General features: G+C 68.3%; 15 protein-coding genes and 2 pseudogenes. 11 read left to right on the top strand and 6 right to left on the bottom strand.

Translation table 11 applies throughout. From position 1 onward, the window contains the following. Positions 1–920: hypothetical protein (locus D7V88_RS09570; RefSeq protein ID WP_341870669.1), on the top strand; the 920-nt coding region annotated here is incomplete at its 5' end. A gap of 15 nt (positions 921–935) precedes the next feature. On the opposite strand, the gene D7V88_RS09565 is transcribed toward D7V88_RS09570, so the two are convergent. From D7V88_RS09565 to map, 3 genes are all read right to left on the bottom strand, one after another. After that, a complete protein-coding gene (locus tag D7V88_RS09565; RefSeq protein ID WP_120540311.1) occupies positions 936–2630 on the bottom strand; it encodes a sensor histidine kinase in 1695 nt (564 codons plus the stop codon). A gap of 7 nt (positions 2631–2637) precedes the next feature. Continuing rightward, the gene (gene mltG, locus D7V88_RS09560) at positions 2638–3654 is read right to left on the bottom strand and encodes an endolytic transglycosylase MltG (RefSeq protein ID WP_120540310.1); all 1017 of its coding nucleotides are present in this window, start codon (positions 3652–3654) and stop codon (positions 2638–2640) included. Positions 3655–3739: 85 nt separating this feature from the next. Then, positions 3740–4522, bottom strand: a complete 783-nt coding sequence (gene map, locus D7V88_RS09555; protein ID WP_120540314.1) for a type I methionyl aminopeptidase — start codon at positions 4520–4522, stop codon at positions 3740–3742. Between the two features lie 100 nt (positions 4523–4622). On the opposite strand from map, the gene D7V88_RS09550 reads away from it, so the two are divergent. Then, on the top strand, positions 4623–4907 hold the full coding sequence (locus D7V88_RS09550; RefSeq protein WP_120540309.1) for a LysR family transcriptional regulator: 285 nt from the start codon (positions 4623–4625) through the stop codon (positions 4905–4907). A gap of 18 nt (positions 4908–4925) precedes the next feature. Here D7V88_RS09550 and D7V88_RS09545 read toward each other — a convergent pair whose 3' ends face one another. Together D7V88_RS09545 and D7V88_RS09540 are read right to left on the bottom strand one after the other, a co-directional pair. Beyond that, the gene (locus D7V88_RS09545; protein WP_120540308.1) at positions 4926–7487 is read right to left on the bottom strand and encodes a DEAD/DEAH box helicase; all 2562 of its coding nucleotides are present in this window, start codon (positions 7485–7487) and stop codon (positions 4926–4928) included. A 50-nt stretch (positions 7488–7537) separates the two neighbouring features. After that, a complete protein-coding gene (locus tag D7V88_RS09540) occupies positions 7538–7927 on the bottom strand; it encodes a hypothetical protein (protein WP_120540307.1) in 390 nt (129 codons plus the stop codon). A gap of 116 nt (positions 7928–8043) precedes the next feature. On the opposite strand from D7V88_RS09540, the pseudogene D7V88_RS43815 reads away from it, so the two are divergent. The 8 genes and pseudogenes from D7V88_RS43815 to D7V88_RS09500 all read left to right on the top strand — a co-directional run bounded on the left by D7V88_RS43815 (position 8044) and on the right by D7V88_RS09500 (position 20262). Continuing rightward, positions 8044–8642 (top strand): annotated as a pseudogene (locus D7V88_RS43815) (transposase). 81 nt (positions 8643–8723) lie between these two features. Further along, positions 8724–9284, top strand: a complete 561-nt coding sequence (locus D7V88_RS09530) for a DUF1993 family protein (protein ID WP_120540306.1) — start codon at positions 8724–8726, stop codon at positions 9282–9284. A gap of 653 nt (positions 9285–9937) precedes the next feature. Then, complete coding sequence (locus D7V88_RS09525; RefSeq protein ID WP_120540305.1) at positions 9938–11155, top strand: HlyD family secretion protein; 1218 nt, start codon at positions 9938–9940, stop codon at positions 11153–11155. Positions 11156–11157: 2 nt separating this feature from the next. After that, positions 11158–13887, top strand: a complete 2730-nt coding sequence (locus D7V88_RS09520) for an ATP-binding cassette domain-containing protein (RefSeq protein ID WP_120540304.1) — start codon at positions 11158–11160, stop codon at positions 13885–13887. Continuing rightward, complete coding sequence (locus tag D7V88_RS09515) at positions 13884–15995, top strand: ATP-binding cassette domain-containing protein (RefSeq protein ID WP_120540303.1); 2112 nt, start codon at positions 13884–13886, stop codon at positions 15993–15995. The genes D7V88_RS09520 and D7V88_RS09515 overlap by 4 nt, the downstream gene beginning before the upstream one ends. Further along, on the top strand, positions 15992–17485 hold the full coding sequence (locus D7V88_RS09510; RefSeq protein WP_120540302.1) for a TolC family protein: 1494 nt from the start codon (positions 15992–15994) through the stop codon (positions 17483–17485). Before D7V88_RS09515 ends, D7V88_RS09510 begins: the two co-directional genes overlap by 4 nt. 6 nt (positions 17486–17491) lie before the next feature. Next, positions 17492–19240 carry a hypothetical protein gene (locus D7V88_RS09505; RefSeq protein WP_120540301.1) on the top strand — a complete coding sequence of 583 codons (1749 nt, stop codon included), beginning with the start codon at positions 17492–17494 and terminating at the stop codon, positions 19238–19240. Positions 19241–19248: 8 nt separating this feature from the next. Further along, positions 19249–20262, top strand: a complete 1014-nt coding sequence (locus D7V88_RS09500) for a phosphotransferase enzyme family protein (RefSeq protein ID WP_120540300.1) — start codon at positions 19249–19251, stop codon at positions 20260–20262. A gap of 36 nt (positions 20263–20298) precedes the next feature. Here the strand turns inward: D7V88_RS09500 and D7V88_RS45475 are convergent. Next, positions 20299–20439: pseudogene (locus D7V88_RS45475) on the bottom strand (DUF5953 family protein); the annotation flags it as partial. Positions 20440–20757: 318 nt separating this feature from the next. Here D7V88_RS45475 and D7V88_RS43810 point away from each other — a divergent pair. Further along, positions 20758–22479 carry a serine/threonine-protein kinase gene (locus tag D7V88_RS43810; RefSeq protein ID WP_208726189.1) on the top strand — a complete coding sequence of 574 codons (1722 nt, stop codon included), beginning with the start codon at positions 20758–20760 and terminating at the stop codon, positions 22477–22479. The last annotated feature ends 28 nt before the right edge of the window (positions 22480–22507 follow it).

The following is a 22507-nucleotide window of genomic DNA, read 5'->3' as shown; positions in this document are numbered from 1 at the left end:
CCCCTCCCCCCGAGCCCCCTTCCGAGGTCGCGCGCACCGTGGCGCTGGAGGCCACGGATTCGCTCTCCGTGCTCAACCAGGCGTTCCGGGACGCGTACGCCGCGCGCCGGGAAGCGGTGCTGTCACGCATGGGGCCGGTCATCGCGCAGATCGACGACCTGCTCATCCTGCGCAAGGGCGGCCAGCGCTTCGAAGCGCCTTCGCGCACGCGCCGCTACCACGTGTACAAGGCCGTCACCCACGTCCCGCTCGCGCTCCACGTGCTGCTGGCCCCGCTGAAGGACGTGCTCGACGACGATACCCGCATCCGGCTCACCACCCTGCGCAGGCTCATCACCGAGGTGCGCGACAGCTTCGCGGCACGGGGCCTCCCCGCCGAGCCCCTGGAGCGGCAGCACCGCGTGCTGGACGCCTCGCAGGCGCTCGTGGACGCCGTGCTGGCCGCGAACCGCGTGGCCCAGGAGGACCTCTCCGCGTTCGTCCACGCCCAGGTGCCCGACCTGCTGAAGAACGCGGAGGACGCGGCGAGGGATCAGATTGAGACCATGCACGCGGCGGTTGAAGCGTGGAAGCAGCGGATGACGTCCGACGAGCGAGAGCAGCTCCGGGCGGTGGTCGCCGCCTCGCACATGTCGCGGCCCGGCAACGTGGCGACGCAGTACTTCGCCATCACGCTGGGCGAGAGCTGGGAGGGCCGCTTCCACGAGGAGGACCCCCATCCCGGCAAGCGCGTCCTGTCCTCCGAGGCGACGTTCGACGAGGCCGCGGCCTTCTCGCTGCTCGCGACGCACGTGCTGGACGCGCGCACGTCCACGGGCATCTTCGGCGAGGAGACGCGCATGGCCCGCGATCTGCTCGCGGACGCGGCCGAGCGCATCCTCGCGGAGAAGTTCCAGAAGACGCCGGAACCCGCGCCCTAGCCAGCGCCCGGTCCCTCAGGCCTGCTGGAGCGGCAGCTCCACCTCGAACGTGGCGCCCTCGCCCAGGGTGCTCTCCAGCGACACGCGGCCGCCCTCGGCCTCCACGATGGTGCGGGTGAGGTAGAGGCCCAGGCCCAGGCCACCGTAGTGGCGTTCGGACACCGCGCGGCCATAGCGCTCGAAGAGGCGGGGACGCTGCTCGGGCGCGATGCCGATGCCGCCGTCGCGCACACGGATCCGCGCCACCGCGCCGTCCACCAGGAGCCGCAGGGACACCGGGGTGCCGGCGCCATACTTGAGGGCGTTGTCCAGCAGGTGATCCAACACCTGGGCCAGACGCGAACGGTCGAAACAGCCCCGCACCGACTCCGGAGCCTCCACCGTGAAGGGGCTGTGCTCCAGACCGAAGCGCGGCGCGAACCGCGCGGACACCTCGCGCACCAGGGCCGCGACGTCCACCGCTTCGCGCTGCAACCGGAAGGTGCCGGCGCTGATGCGCGACACGTCCAGCAGGTCGTTCATCAGCTCCGTGAGTCGGCGGACCTGCCGGTGGCCCTGCTCCACGTGGGATTCAATCACGGGCACGAGCGGCGAATCCGGGTGTGCCTTCACCGCGCGCGAGAGCGCCTGCAGCTTCAGGCTGAGCGGCGTCAGCGGCGTCTTCAGCTCGTGACTCGCGACGGACAGGAACTCGTCGCGCAGGCGGACGGCTTCGCGCGCGCCCTGGAGCAGCCGCCCGTTGTCCACGGCCAGGGCCGCCACGTTCGCCAGTTCCTGCGCGAACTTGAGGTCCTCGTCGCCATAGCGGCGGCCGGACGTGGTGACGATGAGCGACAGCGCGCCCAGGATGTGACCCCGGGCCACCAGCGGCACGGTGAGCAGCGAACGGATGCCCACCTGACGCATGGTCTCCAGGTGGTTCGCGTCCTGCGCCACGGCCTCCATCAGCGCGGGGGTGACGTCCGGCACCACGGTCGACTGGCCCGTCGTCAGCGCCAGCGCGGGAGGATAGACGGGCCGCTCACGGGGAATGGGGGCCAGCCGCCGCACGACCTCCGCCAGGGGAAGCCAGGCCGGATCCGCCGTCGACACCTGGGCCCGCTCGAAGTGGCCGTTCACGTGCAGCAGATCCACGATGCACCAGTCCGCGAGCGTCGACACCGACAGGTTCGCGAGCGTCACCAGCGTGGCGGACGGCTCCAGCGCCAGCGCGAACAGCTCCCCGGCCCTGGCGAGGAACGCGGCCCGCTCCTCCCGCAGACACTGGGAATGGATGTCCGAGCAGGTGCCCACCCACTCGGACACCTCTCCGTCGTGCCCCAACACCGGCGTCCCCTTCGCGAGCATCCACACGAAGACGCCATCCGCGCGTCGCAAGCGGTAGCGCGTGCTGAAGGGCTTCTTCTGTGCGGCGGCCTCCGCCCAGGCGGCCAGTGCCCCCGCGCGGTCGTCCGGATGCAGCGCCGTGAGCCAGCCCTGGTTCGCGAACGCGTCCCGGGTCTGTCCGGTGAAGGCGTGCCACGACGGCGCCACCGGATCCCCGCCCGCGCGGACATCCTGGGTCCAGGAGATCTGCGCCGCCGTATCGAGCATCCGCCGCAGCCGCGCGGACTCCTCGCGCAGCGTGGCCAGCTCCTGCCGCAGGGCCGCCTCGCCTTCGGCGGAGGGGGCGGGGGAAGGACGAAGCGACTCGCGCGAAGCAGGCGTCATGGCGCGCTCAGTACACGTTGTACTTGGCGCGGAGCGCTTCGTGCTCCTGTGCGTTGCGCGAGGGGCGGAGGATCCGCTGCGCGTCGTGCAGGTAGTACAAGAAGTCGCTCTTCGTCGGCCGCAGCGCGGCGAGCAGCGAGTCCACCGTCGGTGCCCCAATGGGGCCGGGCGGCAGACCGACGCGGGTGCGCGAGTTCCACGGGTCCGACTTGTCGCGCAGCCTCTTGAGGAACTCCTTGCGGTCGTTCCACTCCGCCAGCTCGTAGCGGCTCGTCGCGTCCACGCCCAGCGCGAAGCCTTTGTCCACGCGCTTCCAGAGGATGCCCGCGACGAGCGGGCGCTGCGAAGGCATGGGCTCCTCGCGCTCCAGCATGGAGGCCATCACCACGATGTCGTGCAGCGACCGGCCGCTCTTGTCGATCTCCGCCTTGTGCGCGTCGTAGAAGCGGGCGCGGAAGGTTTCCAACTGCCGCTGGATGAAGGCCTCCACCTTGAAGCCCTCCACCACGATGCCGTACGTCTCCGGGTACAGGTAGCCCTCCAGCCCGCGCGTGGGCAGGGGGAACGGTGCCTTGAAGAGTTCGGAGCGGCTGGCCGCGGCGATGTACTCGCCCGGTTTGATCAGGCCCTGCGCGGCGAGCACCTGGTCGGTGTCGCGCAGGCGCCAGCCTTCAATCATCGCGAAGGGCACGTCCTCCGGCAGCGGTGGGCCCTCCAGCGCGGTGGCAAGCTGCTCCACGGAGGAGGTCGGGCTCAGCATGAAGCGGCCCGCCTTCACGTTGAGGCTGCCCCGACGCCACAGGTGGAAGCGCCAGACACGGGCGTCATCCAGGAAGCCCTGCGCCTGGAGCTGCTGGCCCAGGGAGCGCGCGGACGCGCCCTTCTTCACGATGAATTCCTTCGGGGTGGCATCCGCCGAGGCGTGCGGCGTCGTGACGGCCTTCTGCGCGTACCAGAACGCTCCGCCCACGCCCGCGACCGCCAGGAGGATGAGCACGAGGAGCGCGACCAGGATCTTCTTCATGGCCGGCAAATTACCACCGGCCCTGACGCTGCCAACGAGAACCGCTCGACACACGACCGGACGGGCGGACGCAAGCGCCCCCTTCTCAACACCCGCCGGGGATGTGGAGGGACAGCTCGCTCGGGGTCAGCACCTCGCAGCCGTCCCGGGTGACGAGCACGGTGTGTTCGAACTGGGCGGACAGGCTGCCGTCCGCCGTCACCACCGTCCACCCGTCCGGCATCATCCGGATGTCCGGGCGGCCCAGGTTCACCATGGGCTCGATGGTGATCACCATCCCCGAGCGCAGGGTGATGCCCGTCCCCGCCTTGCCCACGTGGGACACATGCGGCGGGCCATGCATCTGCCGGCCGATGCCATGGCCGCCGAACTCCTCCACCACGCTGCACCCTTCCGCCTTCGCCAGCGCCATCACCGCCGCGCCAATGTCGCCCAACCGGGCGCCATGCCGCACCACCGCCACGCCCGCGTCCCGGCACCGCCGCGCCACGTCCACCACGTGCTTCGCGTCGGAGGACACCTCGCCGATGAGGAACGTGGCGGACGTGTCCCCATGGAAGCCGTCCAGGCACGTCGTCACGTCCACGTTGACGATGTCCCCGGGCTTCAGGTGTTCATCCGGGCGCGGGATGCCATGGCACACCACGTGGTTGCGGCTGGTGCACACCGTGGCGGGAAACCCCTTGTAGCCAAGCTGGCTGGGGGTGCCGCCCCGGCGCGCCGTGTCCTCGCGAACCCACGCGTCGATGTCCGCCGTCGCCACGCCCGGCTGGAGCTTGCCGGCGACATGCGCCAGCGTGCCGGCCGCCGCGAGTCCCGCGAGGCGCAGCCGTTCAACCTCGGTGCCCTTGAAGAGTGGAATGCCCATGGCGGGCAAGGTGGCATCCGCCCCTTCGGAACGTCCAATGCTGTTCTGGCATCGTCCGGTCAGGTGCACGGCGCGCACGTCCCGCGCTAGCCTGGGGCGCGTGAGCATCACGCACCTCCAGTCCTTCGTCGCGGTGGCGGAAGAGGGCCATGTGGGCCGGGCCGCGCTCCGGCTCCACATCACCCAGCCGCCGCTCAGCCGTCACATCCTCGCGCTGGAGGACGAACTGGGCACGCCCCTGTTCGAGCGCGTTCCCCGGGGCATGCGCCTGTTGCCCACCGGAGAGGCCCTGCTCCACCACGCGCGCCGCATCCTCGCGGAGGTGGACGCGGCGGCGGACACCGTGCGCGCGGCGGCCCGGGACTCCAGGCCGCCCACGAGCTGACAGCCGCACGTCAGGCCGTCAGGTCCACGCGCTCATGCCGCCAATGCGGCGCAGCATCAGGATGGGGCCGTCGTCCATGCGGCGGCCGCGCAAATCAATCTCCGCGTCGATGACCCAGTCCCCATGGCCCTCCGGGTCCATGATGCGCTGCTGGGCCTCCCACTGACGGGTGCCAGCCTCCTTGAGCTGGGTGTTCGCCGGCTTGCGCGCCTGGGGCGTGAGCACCACCAGCTTGTGCTCCTCGAAGTACGGCGCCATCGCCTGCTCCAGCTTCGGCGCGGTCCATTCGCCCAGGGCGTTGTCCAACATCCCCAGCGCGTCCAGGTAGCGGCGCTGGCCCAGCGCGCGCAGCAGCCGGTGCAGCTCCTCGCGCACGCGCGCGGCGAAGGCCTTCGGATCCTCGGTGAGCTCCTTGGGCTTCAGGTCCACCACCGGCTTCGCCTCGACGGGCGCGCCCGGGTTCTTCATCCGCTCCCACTCATCCAGGAGGCTGGAGTCCACCTGACGCAGCGTCGCGCGCAGGTGGTCGATGATGTCGTCCACCTCCTCGTTGCGGAAGCGCTCCGGCACCGTCTGCGTCAGCGACTTGTAGACATCTCCCACGTAGCGCAAGAGCACGCCCTCGCTGCGCTGGAGGCCGTACTCCCGCACGTAGTCGTGGAAGGACATGAAGCGCTCGAACATGTCGCGCACGATGGCCTTGGGCCGGATGTTCTCCTCGCCCACCCACGGGTGCTTGCGCGCGAAGGCATTGAAGGTGCTGTAGACGAAGTCGCGGTTGGGCTTGGGCCACTCCAGCTTCTCCAGTTCCTCCATCCGGTCGTCGTACTCCATGCCCTGCGCCTTCATCTCCTGGATCTTCTCGCCCTTGAGCTGGTGCAGTTGCGCGTAGAGCACCACATCCGGGTTCTCCAGGATGGACTCCACCAGCGTCACGACGTCCAGCGCGTATGTCTCCAGCGCGGGATCCAACAGCTCCAGCGTCTCGTGCAGGTACAGCGACAGCGTGTGGTTCAAGCTGAAGTCGCGTTGCAGCTCGCCCGCCACCTCCACGGTGGAGGAGCGCCCTTCCCACTGCACCACCTGCACGATGCCCGCCTCGCGCAGCGTGCGGAAGTACATGGCGGCGTCCTTCAGGAGCTTCTTCTTCGTGTACTCGGAGCTGTGCGAGCGGCGCACCAACTGCACCAGCCGCTTGTAGCCGCCGCTGCCTTCCGTCTTGTCGCTCTGGAGCAGGTTGAGCAAGAGGCCGTGGCTCACCTCGAAGCGGGACTCCAGCGGCTCCGGCATGCCGTTCTGGAGCCGCTCGAAGGTGCTCTTGTCGTACTGCACGAAGCCCTTCTGCGGCGGCTTCGCCTTGGGCGTCTTCTTCTTGCCTGCGGCCTCCTTGGCCGCCTGCTTGATGTTCTCCACGACGTACTCGGGCGCCTGCGCCACCACGCTGCCCTCGGTGTCGAAGCCCTTGCGGCCCGCGCGTCCTGAAATCTGCTTGAAGTCGCGCACGCTCAGCGTCGTCAGCTTCTCGCCGTTGAACTTGAACAACTGCGTGAAGAGCACCGTGCGGATGGGGATGTTCACGCCCACGCCCAGCGTGTCCGTGCCGCTGATGACCTTGAGCAGGCCCTGCTGTGCCAGCTTCTCCACCAGCAGCCGGTACTTGGGCAGCAGGCCCGCGTGGTGCATCCCGATGCCGTGGCGCAGGTAGCGCTGGAAGTCCTTGCCGTAGGGCGTGTCGAAGGGCGCGTCCATCAACGCCTGCCGCAGCTCCTCCTTCTCCTCCTTGGTGTTGAAGTCCACCGACATCAGATTTTGCGCCTGCTCGGCGGCAGCGCGCTGCGTGAAGTTCACCAGATAGATGGGGTACTTCCCGCGCGCGATGAGGTCCTGGATGGTCTCGTGCAGCGCCGCCTCGCGGTAGTCGAAGTCCAGCGGCACGGGGCGCTCGGAGCTTCGCACCGTGGCCACCTCGCGGCCGGTGAGCTGCTCCAGGCTCTGCTCGATGATGTGCGTGTCGCCCAGCGTCGCGGACATCAGCAGGAACTGCGTCTTCGGCAGCGCGAGCAGCGGAATCTGCCAGGCCGTGCCGCGCTCCTTGTCGGAGTAGTAGTGGAACTCGTCCATCACCACCGCGTCCACGCGCGCGGAGGCGTCGCGCAGCGCGAGGTTCGCGAGGATCTCCGCCGTGCAGCAGAGGATGGGCGCTTCGCGGTTGATGCTCGCGTCGCCTGTGAGCATGCCCACGTTCTCCGGGCCGAAGGCCTTGGAGAGCTGGAAGAACTTCTCGTTCACCAGCGCCTTGATGGGGCACGTGTAGAACGACACCTTGCCCTCGGCCATGGCCTTGAAGTGCAGCGCCATCGCCACCAGCGACTTGCCGGACCCCGTGGGCGTCTTGAGGAACAGGTGCTTGTCGCTCAGGAGCTCCAGGATGGCCTCCTCCTGGGCGGAGTACAGGCTCAACCCGTTGGTGGCCACGTAGCCCACGAAGCGGTTGAGGATTTCATCGGCGTCGAGAGGGGGCTCGCCGGGCTTCGGCAACAGGGCGGCGAGCGGGGCGCGGGAGTCGTCAGGGGCACTCATCGCAGGTGACTTTAGGGGTTGGCGCGCGGGCCGCCTCGGAAAATCGCGTGTCAGCGACCCCAAGTTGTTCGGACGTGACAACTCCCTGGAGTCCCGGTGCGGTGCTTCGGTGCCTGTGCCTGACCCGACCATCCCTTGCCCGCCCTCGACCGGAGGGCTTCCCACAGCTTCGCGTGGTTGAGCAGGATGTCCTTGATGCCAGCCTGGATGGCCTGGGAATTCAACGCCTGCTTGCTCATCAGCGTGTGGGCTTCGAGCGCATCCATGATGGCGTTCTCGATTTCGCGCCGGAGATCCGGCGAGTTCGCGAACTGCTCCTGGGTGTTGTTCGCGGCCTGCTGGACCAGCGTGGAGGACTCCAGCAATTTTCCCATCACGACGCTGTTCACATAGATGAGCTTGTCGTCGTCGGAGAGGTCGCCCTCGAACAGCGTGTTCACCTTCTGGCCGGTGCGGCGCTCTTGGAGGAGGTCGATGGCGCGCTGGGATTCACAGCACCTAACGAAAGTCAGGGCTGGGCTGGCCGTTGGCAAGGGGCCTCATCAGCTTGAGGGACATGGTCCGTGAACTCGTCCCCGACGCCTTCTGGCAGCGCGTGACGCCCCTGCTGCCTCCGCCTCCGCCTCGGCCGAAGAAGAAGCTGGGCCGCCCTCGTGCGGACGACCGGGCGGCGCTGGAGGCCATCGTCTTCGTGCTCAGGAGCGGCATCCCGTGGGAGATGCTGCCTCGCAAGCAGTTCGGCCTGTCGGGCATGACAGCCATGGGCTGCCTCTCACCGAGTCGGTGACAGCGGCCAACGTCCACGACACACACGAACTCTTCTCCCTCGTCAACTCCGTGCCCGCGGTGAGGATGCCTTCGTGGCAGCGACGCTTCCGTCCCGCGAAGGTCCACGGCGACAAAGCCTATGCCTCCAGGAAGAACCGACTCGGCTTGCGCCTGCGCGGCATTGCTCCGCGCATCGCCCGCCCAGGCGTCGAGTCCAAGGAACGGCTGGGACGCTACCGCTGGGTGGTGGAGCGCACGCTGGCCTGGAAGAACCAGCTGCGCCGGCTTCGCGTCCGCGATGAGCGCAGGGACGATGTTCACTTCGGCTTCCTCGTTCTCGGCTGCTGCGTCATGCTCCTACGCCGCCTCTACCCTGACATTTGTTAGAGGCTGTAAGTATTGCGTTTCATCAATACGCGCCGGACGTGACCGGTTGGCACTGGCGCATGACGCGGTGAAGGATGGGCCATGTCTTTGAATGCCTACGATCTATCTGCTGGCCTCTTCGTCCGCGGACTGACCAACTTGAAAACGCAGTTGACGAAGGCCGAAGACCATGCCGCTGCCAGTGGCAGCAGTGAAGCGGCGTTGCTCGACGCGCAACTCACTGCGGAAGGGCGCATGCGTGGCGTTGCGAGTGACGCGCCAACTGACCTGCACATGTACACGCTCGCTGCTCAAGTCCACTGGGCTGCGGAGGGAGCCTGGTTGGCGATCGCGCAGTTGCTGGGTGCGCCACGGGTGCCGGCCGCGAACGATGCAAAGAGCTTTGCGGATCTGCACCAGCGGCTCGATGCGACGATCGCGTATCTCCGAGAGATCGCGCCAAGCGACCTCGAAGCCGGCCTCGATCGAGAGATCGTAATTGAGCACCGCCGTGGCTCAATGCACTCCAGTGGCCGCCAGTTTCTGATCGCATTCGCGATCCCCCACTTCTTCTATCACGTGACCACCGCCTACGGCATCTTGCGCAACCAAGGCGTGCGACTCACCATGGGCGACTTTTTGGGCAACTGGGGAATGAGTTGAGCTGAACTACGCCACCCGCTCAGGATGCCCCTTGCCAATGGCCAGTCCAGCCCAGACTTTCGTGAGGCGCTGTAAGCTCGGCGACACCCGCTTCCCGGACTCCCGTCTCAACGAACTCCTCCCCGAGGCGTGGGCTCAGCAGCAGGCTCAGCAGCGATAGGCTCGTCGAAGCACCGTCATTCACGCGCTCTACGTGCCACGCTCCTCGTCCGCTGGCACCCTGGGCTGGAGCGGTCGTTGACTCTGGAGCAACCTGGCAGGAACGAGCACCTGCAAGATCAAGACGTTGCCAGAAATGAGAAGAGGGGCTGATGGAAGATCCCCATCACCCCCCCTCTGGTCACCGGAAACGAGGAGCGAACAGCCCCGACGGCTGGCGTCAAACGCCTGACTACTAACGCGCCTTCGGGCCGCCGCGGACGTGGATCTTGATCTTCATGGTGTGTGCCTCCTTTCGAGTTGAACGCTACGTGTACTCGAAGCTGGATGTCAAATCGAACCAGAGAACAATATGCAACGCATTGCGGCGATGCAGACGAAGTCCCGCGTCGCATCAAGGTGCCCTGTATTCATACAATGGGAGCGTGAATCACAAAGCAGTGGCCGAGGTGTTGACACGGCGCGGCCATTAAGGCGACTTTGGTTCGCGGACCATGGCATATCCCTTCGAGCGGACCCTTCGTTCCCTGAACTACGAGTCGGACACGCGCCTCGTGTTCGTCGCTCTGATGGTGTTGTGTGTCGGCGGGCTCATCGCCTGGTCGCTGTTCGCCAAGGTCCCGCTCGTCAAGGCCAGTTCACAGGCCCGGATCGAGCCACACAACGCCGTCCATCGCATTGAGCCGCCCAGCGCGGGCAGGGTCGTGCTCTCGCTGCTCAAACTCGATCAGGAGGTCAAGGAAGGCGACCTTCTCATCGAGTTCGACGCACGGGCCGAGCGCCTCGAGCTCGAGCGGAGCAAGGCGACGCTCGCCGCGACCGAGAAGGAGCTCGCCATCATCCGCCAGCAGATCACCAACAAGCACGAAGAGGCGGCTTTGACGGCAAAGGTGGACGAGGTCGCAGTCAAGGAGGCGCTGGGGAGGGAGCAGGAGCTCGCGCCCAGGCACCGGCTCGCGGTGGAACGCGCGCAGTTGGCCCTCAAGAGCCCGACGGGCGCGGTCTCGGAGATGGAGAAGCTCGAGCGCACGACCGATGTCGACGCACTCCGCTTCGCGCAGACGGCGCAGGGCCTGGCGCTCATCCGACTGCAGCGCGAGCAGAACGTGCGCCGTCAAGCCCTCGCCGCGCAACTGCTGGAACTCGAGCGCGAGGAGCTGAACGCCGAGGGGCGGATCCGGGAGCTCCAGGGCGCCATCGACCGCCTCGAGTACCAGATCGAGCGGAAGCTGTATCGGGCGCCGGCCACGGGCCACCTGGTCGACGTGGCGGAGCTCGGCGCGGGAGCGTTCATCGCCGACGGGCAGCGGGTCGGCACCATCGTCGCGAGCGATGCCGAGGTGCGGGTGCGCGCCCGTTTCCCGAAGGAGGTCGTCGGGTTGATCCAGCCCGGCCAAACGGCGCGCCTCAAGCTCGACGGCTACCCGATGACCATCTACGGGACGGTCCCCGCCAGGGTGACGGCCGTCGGGACCGAGCCCGGCCAGACCGCCACGCCCGAGGCCATCCCCGGTACGGTGCGCGTCGAGCTCAAGTTCGCACCGCCGGACGATCCGCGCATCCAGCTGCGCCACGGCATGACCCTGGTGGTGGAGGTCGAGGTCGCGCGGGCGTCGCCTGTCGCGCTGCTGATGCGGGCGGTCGGCGAATGGAATCCGCAGCCTGAAGAACGGCCCACGGCCGAGTTTCGGCCCGAAGCCGAGGCCCGCTGACCATGACTCCTCCCAGGCGCCGGCGCTCGATCATTCCCGAGGTGATCCAGATCTCGGCGACGGACTGCGGTCCCGCTTCGCTCAAGAGCCTGTTCGCGGGGATGGGCGCCGAGCTCAACTATCGCGTCCTTCGCGAAGTGTGTCAGACGGACGTCGATGGCACCTCGATCGTCACCTTGGATGAAGTCGCGAACCAGCTCGGGCTCGACGCCGAGGAGGTGATGCTTCCGCTCGATCACGTGGTGGTCCCCGAAGCCAAGGCGCTTCCCGCCATCATCGTCACGCTCAGCGCGGGAGGACGGCCGCACTTCGTGGTGCTGTGGAATCGCGTCGGCCCGTTCATCCAGGTCATGGACCCGGCGGCGGGCCGTCACTGGACCCGGATTTCGACGCTGCTGAGCCGCCTGTACCAGCACACCACGTCCGTTCCGGCGACCGGCTGGCGCGAATGGGCCGGGTCCGAGGAGGCGGTCGCGACGATCGAGCGCCGCCTGCTGAACCTGGGTGCGACGCAGGCGCGGGCGCTGGTTGCCCGGGCGCTCGAGGACCCCGGGTATCTGTCGATCGCCAGGCTCGACGCCGCGTGCCGGGCGTCCGAAGCGATGATCCGCGCGGGCGCCGTCCGGCGAGGCCGGACGGCGGCGGGTCTGCTGCAATCCATGATTGCGAAGGACGATTCCGGCGAAGTGCCCATTCCCGCTGCCTATTGGTCCGTTCGCCCCAACCCCGAGGTGGAGGGCGAGCTGTCGATGACCGGCGCGGTGCTGATGCGGGTTCGCGGTTGGCGCGAGGCTTCGCGCGCAGGCGAAGACGCGCCGAGAGCCGTGCTCGCGAGCGACCTGGCGACGGAGCTCGTCGCCAAGCAGGTGAGCCCCGCGCGAACGTTGCTCCGCCTGCGAGGCGAAGATTCGTGGGTCGTTCCGGGCCTGATTGCGGTGGGACTGGTGTTCGCCACCTTCGGGCGGATCCTGCAAGCGCTGATGCTCCGTGGCGTGCTCGACCTGGGGCGCGACCTCGGCACGTTCGCGCAGCGTGCGACGGGCATGGCCGTTCTCGCGGGCGTCGCGCTCTGCTTCATGCTCATCCAAATCCCCGTTTCATTGGGATTGCTCGGCATCGGCCGCCGGCTCGAGGTGCGGCTGCGGAAGGCGTATTTCGAGAAGCTCCCCGAGATGGAGGACCGCTATTTCCAGAGCCGGCTCGCCTCCGACATGGCGTCTCGCACGCACCACATCCAGGCGATGCGGTCGCTGCCACTCCTGCTCTCGCAGGCCCTGGTCCTGTCGCTCGAAGTCGCGAGCATCACTGCCGCGCTCATCTGGGCCGCACCGCACGCATGGCACATCGTGCTCGCGCTCGCGGCGGTCACGCTGCTCGTGCCCCTGGTCGCGCAGAAGCTGCTCTTCGAGCCCGACCTGCGCGTGCAGATGCACTCAGGCGCGCTCAGCGGATTCACCCTGAACGCGCTCGTCGGGCTCACGCCGATCCGGATCCACGGCGCCGAGCGGTCGCTGCGCCGCGCGCAGGAGACCTTGCTCGTCAGTTGGAGCAAGGCGCGCTATTGGCTCCAGACGCTGTCGGTCGGGTTCGAAGGCGGGCTGATGCTGATGAGCTACGGCCTCGTCATGCTGCTCGTCTATTCGTACCTCGAGGGCACCGATCGGGCTTCGCTGGTGTTGTTGGTCGTCTATTGGGCGCTGCGCTTCCCCATCCTCGGCCAGCGGCTGATGATGCTGAGCCGCGCGTTCCCGAATGCGATGAACCGGGTTCGCCGGCTCCTCGACGTCATCGGCGACATCAAGGATCCGCCGGCCCGGCCCGAGGCGCCAGTGCAGGAGCCTGTCGCGCCCGCGGACGCCGCGAGCGGCGTTTCGATCGTGATGGAGAAGGTCCGCGTGAAAGGCGGCGGTCACACCATCCTCGACAAGGTTTCCTTGAACATCGCCCCCGGCGAGCACGTGGCCGTGGTCGGTGTCTCCGGAGCAGGCAAGTCGACGCTGGTCGGCCTTTTGCTCGGCTGGCTCCGGCCGGCGCGCGGCGAGATCAAGGTCGACGGGCAGGTGCTCAATCAGGCCGCTGTCGAGCGGCTGCGGCGCACCACGGCCTGGGTGGATCCGGCGATCAGTCTCTGGAACCAGAGCCTCATCGACAACCTCCGGTATGGCAACGACGGCGCGCACGGCTGGTCACTGTCGGGGGCGCTCAAGGGCGCCGAAATGCTCGACATCCTCGAGGCGCTTCCAGACGGGCTGCAGACGTCGTTGGGCGAAGGCGGAGGGCTGGTCTCGGGCGGCCAAGGTCAGCGCGTGCGCCTGGCGCGCGCGATGCTTCGCTCCGGCGTGCGCCTGGCCATCCTCGACGAGCCCTTTCGTGGTCTTGATCGCGACCGGCGCGCGCGGCTCCTCGCCGAGTCCCGGCGGCTCTGGGCAGACATCACGCTCCTCTGTGTCACCCACGACGTCGAGCACACCCAGGAGTTCGATCGCGTGCTCGTGATCGAGAACGGTCGGATCCTCGAGAACGGGCCGCCGAAGGAGCTGCTCGCGAACAAAGAGTCGCGGTACGCCGTGCTCCTTCGCGCCGACCAGGAGAATCGCACGCTGCTCTGGGGCGGTGGGCGCTGGCGCCAGTGGTGGCTTTCGGATGGCCAACTGGTGGAGAGGCCGGCGCCGAAGCCGGTGGAGACGCCGGTCGCGGAGCCCGCCGCAGGCAAGTTGGAGCTGGCGGGATGACGCGCTCGCACTTTGACCTGTTGTGGCCGGTCGAGCGACTGCCCGACGCGCTGGAGCAACTGGCGCAGAGGCAAGGCTATGGCAGGGCCGCGGGCGAGATCGCTCCGCCCGCGGCGGCCGTCGAGCCGAGCCGGGTCTGGATGTTCGCGCTCGGAGATCGACTCGGCGTGGAGCTCGAGCCGATCACGCCGCTCTACCACGAGTTGCCCGACGTCCTCGAACGCGCCGCGCCCTGCATCCTCCAGGTCCGGCGAGACGGCGTCCCGTCCTATCTGGTGCTGCTGGGTACGCGGCGCGGGAAGCTGCGCCTGCTCGCGCGCGACGCCACGGCGGTTTCGGTCCAGACGAAGAGCGCGCTCGCGCTCCTGCGCGAAGAGCAGGAAGCCACCGTCGCCGAGGTGGACCAGTTGCTCGGCGGCGTGGAGATGTCGCCCCGTGCGCGCGAGCACGCCCGCTCACAGATGCTGCTGCAGCGGCTCGGCCAGGCGCAGTTGCGCACCGGGTGGATCATGCGCCCCCGGCGCACCGCGAGCCGGCGGACGCTGCTCGGCGACATCCCATCGCTCGTCGCCGGCATCCTCGTGAGCCACACGCTCCTCTCGCTGGTGCTGGCTGGCTCGTTCTGGTTGCTCGGTCGCGCCGCGCTCCAGGCCCACCTCGAGACCGGCTGGTTCCTGGGGTGGATCGCCGTGATTGCGTGCGCGATTCCGCTACGCATGCTCGAGGTGTGGTGGCAGGGCGTGTTCTCGATCCGGCTCGGAACGCTGCTGAAGCAGCAACTCCTCGCGGGAACCCTCAAGCTGACCCCCGACGAGGTGCGGCTCGACGGCATCGGCCGCCATTTCGGCCGCGTCGCCGAGGCCGAGGTCGTCGAGCAGCTTGCGGTCGGCGGCGCCCTGCTCGCGGTGTTGTCGCTCGTCGACTTGATCCTGGCGGGCGTCATCCTCGTGCTCGGGGCGGGAGGGTGGCCCCAGGCGATGGTGCTCGCCCTGTGGGTCGTGGTCGCGTTCGTCCTCGCGCGCCGCCACTACGGCGTCCAGCGGGCGTGGTCGAGCGCGCGCGTCGAGATCACCCACGACCTGCTCGAGCGCATGCTCGGCCATCGAACGCGGCTGGCGCAGCTTCCACTCGAGCGCTGGCATGATGGCGAAGACGTCCGCTTGAGCTCCTACTCCGAGATCTCGAAGGTCATGGATCGCCGGACCATGCAACTGACCGCGCTCCTGCGCGACGGCTGGTTGGTGCTCGCCCTGCTGACCTTGCTGCCGGCGTTCAGCAGCGGTACGGCCAATGCCAGCGCGCTGGCGGTGTCCGTGGGCGGCATCTTGCTCGCGCTGCGAGCCTTCGACGAGGTCGCCGTCTACTTCCAGCAGGTCTCCCAGGCGGCGGTGTCGTTCGAGCAGATCCGCGACTTGTTGCTCGCGGTGGGCCGCCCCGAGCTCGAATCGAAAGTCCCTCTCGAAATGGAGGGAGGCAAGCCCACCGACGCCGCCGGCGGAACCCTCATCGAGGCGCGGGGCGTGACCTTCCGGCACGACGCGCGCACCCGGCCGGTGCTCGAGAACTGCTCGTTCCAGATCGCTCAGGGCGACCGCATCCTGCTGGAGGGCCCATCGGGCGGTGGCAAGTCGACGCTGGTGTCGCTGTTGACGGGCCTGAGGACGCCGCAGGGCGGTGTGATGCTGCTGCACGCGTTGGACCGCGCGACGTTCGGCTCCTCGGGCTGGCGCAAGCGCATCACCGCCGCGCCGCAGTTCCACGAGAACCACGTCCTGTCCGGCAGCTTCGCGTACAATCTCCTGCTCGGGCGCGAGTGGCCGACCTCGCCCGAGCTGCGGACCAAGGCCGCCGCGCTGTGCAAGGAGCTCGGGCTGGACGAGCTGGTCGCCAAGATGCCCGCCGGCCTCGAGGAGATGATCGGCGAGACCGGCTGGCAACTCTCGCACGGCGAGAAGAGCCGGCTCTACATCGCGCGCACGCTGCTGCAGGGGGTCGAGCTGGTCATCCTCGACGAGAGCTTCGCCTCCCTCGATCCCGAGACCATGCGGGTCGCGCAGCGCTGCGTCCTCAACCACGCGAAAGCCCTCGTGGTCGTCAGCCACCCATGAGACTTCGATTCACGCTCGCCCTCCTCGCGACGATCTGCTCCGGTTGCGAGCTGATCCGTCCCGTCGTCGTCGAACCGCCTCTGGCGCCGAGCAGCTACTCGACCGCCGTCGATCCGCGCACCCAGCCGCCCCAACCGTCCAGCGCACCCGAGGGCGGGGTTCCAAGCCCGCAGCCGTCGGAGGAGGGCGTGCCCGCGCAGCCAGCCGAGCGCGCCACCCAGGACGCAGTCTGGTGGTCGGCGTTCGCCGATCCGGCTCTCGACACGGCCATCCAGGAGTGCTTCAGCGACAACCTGGCCCTGCGCGACGCGCGGGAGCTGATCTACGAGAACCAGCTCGACCCCGCCGTGCCGCAAGGTTGGTGGTACCCGCTCCAGGTCGGCATCCTGAACCCGGCGGGGCTGAGTCATGTCGTCGCCAACGTTCCGCCCGCGCCGCCAACCCGGACCGAGTACAGCGTCGCCACCGTCGGAGTGGGCGTGGCCTACCAGGTCGACCTGTTTGGAGCCCTCGATGCGCAGCGGCGCGCGGGATTGAACTTCGCCGAGCAGCAGCGGCAGCTCACCGAGGGCCGCGTCCAGGACCTCGCGGTGCGGATCACCCAGCTCTGGTTCGACATCCTGGAGGCCCGCGCGCTCCGGGACCTCACGCTGCGGCAGATCGACTACAACAAGGAGCTGCTCCGGCTGATTCGAGCGCGGTTCGAGCAGCACCTCACGCCCCGGCTCGTGGTGCTGCAGCAGGAGCAACTGCTGGTGAACCTCGAATCGCAGGTGCCGCTGATCGCCACCCGGAACGCGCTCTTGAATTCGGAGCTGAAGGCGCTGCTGGGCCGGGTACCCAGCCCCGCCGACGACGTCGTTCCACTCGATCGACAGCTTCCCGATCTCCCGCCCCCACCGAAACTCGGAACGCCGGGCGACCTGAACGTGAACACGCCCGAGATGCGGCTCGCGGAGCTGCGCGTCGCCGAGGTCGAGCACCGCATCAACGCGAACCTGGCGAGCTGGCTTCCGACGATCCAACTGGTGGGCAACGTGGGCGCTTCGAAGTACGGCCTCAAGGAGCCGGTTCTGGGCGAGTCCGTCGTCGGGGTGGGCCTGACCTGGGCCCTGTTCGATGGAAGGCGAGTCACCGAGTACTTGCGACTGCCGATCCAGCTCCAGCGTCGCCATGTCCAATACCAGCTCGCGCTGCACACCGCGATCGGACGGGTGCAGGATGCCGTGGTCCAGGAGGAGAACGAGGCGACGAGCCTGCGCAGCCTGCGTGCGCAGGTCCAGCTCGGGCGGCAGCTCCTGGACGAGGCGAGGCGGCTCTTCGAGCAGGGGCAATCGGACTATCTGACGGTGCTCAGCGCCCTGACGAATCTGGTCGGGCTCGAGCGCGCAAGTCTGCAAGCGCAACGGCTGCTGCTCAACCATCGCGTCGCGGTCTATCGCTCGCTCGGCGGCACCTGGTCGCGCGACGTCACACTGGAGAGGGAGTGAGAAGCCATGGCACAACTGCAAGCGGATGAGATGCTCTACATTCCCAATCGAAGGCGGCTCACGCACGACCGGCTCGACGCAGGCAATGGCCAGCAGGTCCTGCACCTCTTCTATGGCGAAGTGGAGCTCATCTTCGACGAGCCAGACATCGCGCCCTTGGGCGAGAAGCTGCTCCAGGTCGAGCAATTTCAAGCCTCCGACGCCATGGCGTGGTCGGACGGCGCGCCCCATTCCTGGGACAAGATCCGGGACCTGCTCGAAGCATTGATCGAACAGCGGGTGTTGAGGCGGGTCTCGGATGCGCCCACGGGCCGCACCGCGGTGTCCTTCCCTGAGCGGTTGGGTGAGGTGCCAGCCGGGCGTGAGCCGCTCACGTTCAGCGCCCGCGACAACCGTTGCCCCGTGCTGACCGAACAGGCGTTCGGACGGGCGTTCGAGCTCTCGAACCTCGAGGTGGTCGTGCCGGTCTACCGCGTGGCGCATCCGGCGCTCGACGGTGACGGCCGGCAAGTGGGCGAGAACAACGTCGCACCGCGCACCTTGTTCCTCGATCTCCCGACCGTGCGCAAGCAGTGCCACTACGCGGGGAGCCGGTACCAGAGCGAACTCCCGATGAACGTGACCGCAATGAAGGCCATGGCGCGTCAGTGGCCGGACCTGCTCTCGCTGACCGAGCAGTTCCGCAAGGCCTTCCTCGCGCGCATGCCGCCCCGGACCCCGGGCGTGCTCACCGCGGGCGAGCTCCACATGATGGTCGTCTGCACGCTCGCGTCGGTCGGGTACGTGCTGGTGCGGGGCACCCATCCGGTGCCGAACGGAGAGCTCGACAGCGGGCTCGCGGCCATGTTCCGGCTGATCGACGGAGTTCGCCTGGTCACCAACGACCTGGTGCGCGACGCCCCCGAGCAGCCCGTCACCGCGCAAACGATCGTGGACCATGCCGAGCGTCACGCGGTCTTCCATGGTCCGCACGGCGTGTGCGCCGGGCCGCCGGCGCTGATCAACGAATATCTGCAGGTGTTGACCGGCTCGGCCCCGGCACCCATCGAGGCCCAGCCCGACATCGCAGCGCGCCTCGGCGATCTCGACGCCGCGATCGATTACGGCCTGCTCGGGCAGCGCGTCGAATCGGTGGTCCGCTTCCTCGGCGCGACCCAGGGGCTGCTCCACGAACGGCTCCGGGCGGCGTTCGCCGGACACCTTCCGCGCACCGCGCTGCAAGAGTGCGTGGAGGCGCCCATCGATGTCGCGCATTACCCGTTGCTCCGGGACGATTTCCCACTCGCCGAGACCTACCAGCGCGAAATCAAGCTCAGCCGCTGGTTGTTCGCGCGCATCGGCGAGGCGTTCCCCGGCACGCCACAGGGCACCTCGCTGGACGAGCTGGCGAAGCTGGATCCCGCCGAGCAGGCCACGAGCCAGCGGCGGCTGGCCGAGCTCTTCGCGCATGGGCTGCCGGGAGACAAGGTCGTGGCGGAGCTCATCCGCGGTGAGCTCGCTGGCGTCGCTGCCAGCGCGTTCGCCCTCGAGCGCCGGTGCCTGCGCGTCGTCGAGCGCGAGCAAGCGATGCTGAACCAGCGGCTCCGGCGCCCGGATCACCCCTTGACCGGCACAGACCTGGCTGTGTTCACGCGGCCGCGCAATGGCCCCCCGTTGGCGGAGACCCTCGCGCGCGGCCTGGGCGTCTCGGTCACCAGCGACTCTGCCTCGACCGTGCTGGGCTACGGTGAGAGCAGCCTCACGTTGAAGGACTAGAGGATTCGATGCATCCAGAGCTCGTCCGCCGCTTCCACGAACCGATTCGCGATGAGGCTGCGCGCCGGTATGGCCTGTCGCCCGAGCAGCTCACCGAGCTCGCGGCCTTCGAGAACTTCGTCTACGAGGCGGAGAACGACGACGGCGAAGGCATTATCTTGCGCATCTCGCACAGTACGCGGCGAACGATCGACTACACGCTGGGTGAGGTCGAGTTCGTTCGCTACCTGGCCGCCGCGCGCATTCCAATCGCCTCGCCGATCCTCTCCGATTCGGGGCAGTTCGTGGAGCGGATCGAAGACCGCGAGCCCGGCAGCTACTTCGTCGCCACCGCGTTCGAGCGCGCGCCGGGCATCGTCTTCGACGACGCACCTCCGCTCAAGGAGCGCTACTGGAAGCCCCCCCTGTTCCGCGACCTGGGCCGGCTGTTCGCGCGGCTCCACAACCGCGCCGAGACCTACGCGCCTTCGAGCCCCAGGCTCAAGCGCCAGGAATGGCATGAGTACGACGTGGTCGACATCAACCGGTTCGCGCCCCCCGAGGAGAAGCTCGTTCGCGAGCGCACCGCGGCGATCATCGCGCGATTGAACCGGCTACCGCGAACACCGGAGAGCTACGGGCTGATCCACGCCGATCTCCACATGCACAACTTCTGCTTCGCCGAAGGGAAGATCACCGCGTTCGACTTCGACAACTGCGAGTACGCGTGGTTCGTCAAGGACATCGCGGTACTCCTCTTCTACATCGCGCGAGGCGAGGCTCGAGAGGCGCGCGACGAAGCAGTCGCTGCGTTCCTGGGGCCGTTCCTCGAAGGGTATCGGGAGCTCCGACGGATGGAGCGCGAGTGGCTCGCGGCCGTGCCGGACCTGCTCGCGCTCCAGCGCTCGATGAATTACGCGCTGTTCCACCAGTATCGCGACCCGGCCGTGCTCGACGAGAGCACGCTCGACCGGTGGGGGCGGTTCCGGCGCGACATCGAAGCGGACACACCCATCCTGCAGATTGATTTCACGAGCTTCTAAGCCAGACGAAGTCATTCCGTTCAGGGGGTAGCCGCGCCGAGGCTCCATCGAGTGGCGAAACTGTTTCGCCACCTCCGACGCCACTCCGTCCGGCAACACGCGCCCCCAGAACGCTCGCGCGCCTTCCGCCACGCCTTCCAACATCTCCGCCGCCGCTGCGATGCCGACCGCATCCAACCGTAGGTCTCAGGCGCCTCTTGAGAGGTGGCGCACCCAGCTACGGCGAGGACAACGACAACGGCCTGGCGGAGTGCGCTGCCAGTTCGGAAGTGCATTCCACGCGCATTCATCGAGCGCATCTCCACCTCGGTCACCACGCTCAAACTGCAAGAGCGTGAGTTCACGCACACCGCATGAGCCGGTGAACAGTTACCCCGCGAGAAGGTCGTCTCAGAACCTGAGAATCCAGGTCCGCAAAACCGACCTGTCGGGGAGGATTTGACCCAGGTGCTTTCCAATCATGTCGGCCCGGTTTAGTAGGAAAAAGGACCGCCGATGCAAAAGCCGACCGAACCCACCTCCGCCCAGTCCGAGCCCCTCACCACGGGGCGGATCCTGAACGCCACCTATGAGATCGGCACCGTCCTGGGCAAGGGCGGGATGGGCGCGGTCTTCCTGGCGCGCCACCTGCGCCTGCCGGGCAAGCAGGTGGCCATCAAGGTGCTGCACGGCGCGGAGGAGCTGTCGCCGGAGGTGGCGGTGCGCTTCCGGCGCGAGGCGGAGATAGCCTCCCGGCTGGGCCACCCCAACATCGTGGAGGTGCTGGACTTCGACACCCTGGAGGACGGCACGCCCTTCATGGTGATGGAGTACCTGCGCGGCGAGGGCCTGTCGCGCCGGCTGCGCAAGCGCAAGCAGTTGCCCCTGGAGGAGGTCTTCTCCATCTCCCGGCAGATGGGCGCGGCGCTCCAGGCGGCGCACCGCGCGGGCGTGGTGCACCGCGACCTGAAGCCGGGCAACGTGTTCCTCGTGCCCACCGAAGCGGGCGGCGTGGTGAGCGAACGGGTGAAGCTGCTCGACTTCGGCATCTCCAAGCTCATCGATTCGCGCACGGTGCAGACGCTGGACTCGGTGCTGATGGGGACGCCGCAGTACATGGCGCCCGAGCAGGCCATGGGCCACAACAGCGACGTGGACGCGAGGACGGACCTCTTCTCGTTCGGCGGCATGGTCTACGAGATGCTCGCCGGTCAGCCGCCCTACTCCGGCGACAACATCGCGGAGCTGATCTACCAGATCGTCCACCTGGAGCCCGCGCCGCTGCTGACGCTGGCGCCCCACACGCCGCCGCACGTGGTGACGGCCATCAACCGTGCGATGGCCAAGCGTCCGGCGGACCGCTACCCGGACGTGGGCGCGTTCATCCTGGACCTGACGGGCAGCTCGCTCCAGACGCTGGGGGAAGTGAAGCCCGCGCGCGTGAAGACCGCCGCCCCCGTGTCCTCCGCGCCGTCAGCGGCGCCCACGCCCATGCTCCCCTCGCAGGAGCATGTGCCCACCGTGGGCATGCGCCCCCATGCCGGTCAGGACGAGGCCCCACGGGCGCAAGGCCCCCGCACGGAGTCGGGTCCCCGGACGGAGTCGCTGGCCCCGCAGCCCCTCGCCCGCTCCCGGCCGAAGTGGCTGGTGGGCGTGGCCGTGGGCGTCGTGGTCATCGCGGCCTTCACCACCGCCTTCTTCTGGCGCGGCGCGGGCACGACCACGGCCGTCACGGTGCCGGCCACCGTGCAGCCCCCCCCGGTGGCCGTCACGCCGCCCGCCGACGTCAAGCCGCCGCCTGTCGCCGTGGTGACCGCGCCCCCGGACCCGAAGAAGCCAGATGCGGACCCCGAGCATTCGACCACGCCGGTTCCGGACGCGGATCCGTCCCACGTGGGGATTGCTGGACTCGACACGCCCGACGTCGCCGGGAAGCCCAAGCTGCCGCGAAACCCTTCGCCGGCTCCGTCCCAGGGCGCGGAGAAGATGCCCGACAGCGTCCGCGAGGACCTGACCGCGGCGCAGCGTGCGCTGGACGCGGACAACCCGGCGGAAGCACTGCGTCACATCCGCCGCAGCCAGCGCACGAAGATCACCGGCGCGTCGTTCTCGCTGCTCACCCGCGTGTACTGCCAGCAGCGCGACCTGGCGAATACGCGGGCCAATTGGACCCGGGTGCCGGCAACGGAGCGTCCCAAGGTCCGACAATACTGTCAGAAGTACGAAATCGACCTCTGAGGTCGTCCCTGGCGCGCGGAGCCGGAAG

Origin of the sequence: Corallococcus terminator, from assembly GCF_003611635.1 — a bacterium.
Lineage (GTDB): Bacteria > Myxococcota > Myxococcia > Myxococcales > Myxococcaceae > Corallococcus > Corallococcus terminator.
The sequence above is the reverse complement of the archived record's forward strand: the minus strand, read 5'-3'. Positions and strand labels throughout refer to the sequence as shown.

Coding starts and splice junctions, on each gene's coding strand:
- D7V88_RS09520 (WP_120540304.1), top strand. CDS start 11,158: ATGACTCCTCCCAGGCGCCGGCGCTCGATCATTCCCGAGGTGATCCAG.
- D7V88_RS09515 (WP_120540303.1), top strand. CDS start 13,884: ATGACGCGCTCGCACTTTGACCTGTTGTGGCCGGTCGAGCGACTGCCC.
- D7V88_RS43810 (WP_208726189.1), top strand. CDS start 20,758: ATGCAAAAGCCGACCGAACCCACCTCCGCCCAGTCCGAGCCCCTCACC.
- D7V88_RS09565 (WP_120540311.1), bottom strand. CDS start 2,630: ATGACGCCTGCTTCGCGCGAGTCGCTTCGTCCTTCCCCCGCCCCCTCC.
- D7V88_RS09510 (WP_120540302.1), top strand. CDS start 15,992: ATGAGACTTCGATTCACGCTCGCCCTCCTCGCGACGATCTGCTCCGGT.
- D7V88_RS09525 (WP_120540305.1), top strand. CDS start 9,938: ATGGCATATCCCTTCGAGCGGACCCTTCGTTCCCTGAACTACGAGTCG.
- D7V88_RS09500 (WP_120540300.1), top strand. CDS start 19,249: ATGCATCCAGAGCTCGTCCGCCGCTTCCACGAACCGATTCGCGATGAG.
- D7V88_RS09505 (WP_120540301.1), top strand. CDS start 17,492: ATGGCACAACTGCAAGCGGATGAGATGCTCTACATTCCCAATCGAAGG.
- D7V88_RS09530 (WP_120540306.1), top strand. CDS start 8,724: ATGTCTTTGAATGCCTACGATCTATCTGCTGGCCTCTTCGTCCGCGGA.
- map (WP_120540314.1), bottom strand. CDS start 4,522: ATGGGCATTCCACTCTTCAAGGGCACCGAGGTTGAACGGCTGCGCCTC.
- D7V88_RS09545 (WP_120540308.1), bottom strand. CDS start 7,487: ATGAGTGCCCCTGACGACTCCCGCGCCCCGCTCGCCGCCCTGTTGCCG.
- mltG (WP_120540310.1), bottom strand. CDS start 3,654: ATGAAGAAGATCCTGGTCGCGCTCCTCGTGCTCATCCTCCTGGCGGTC.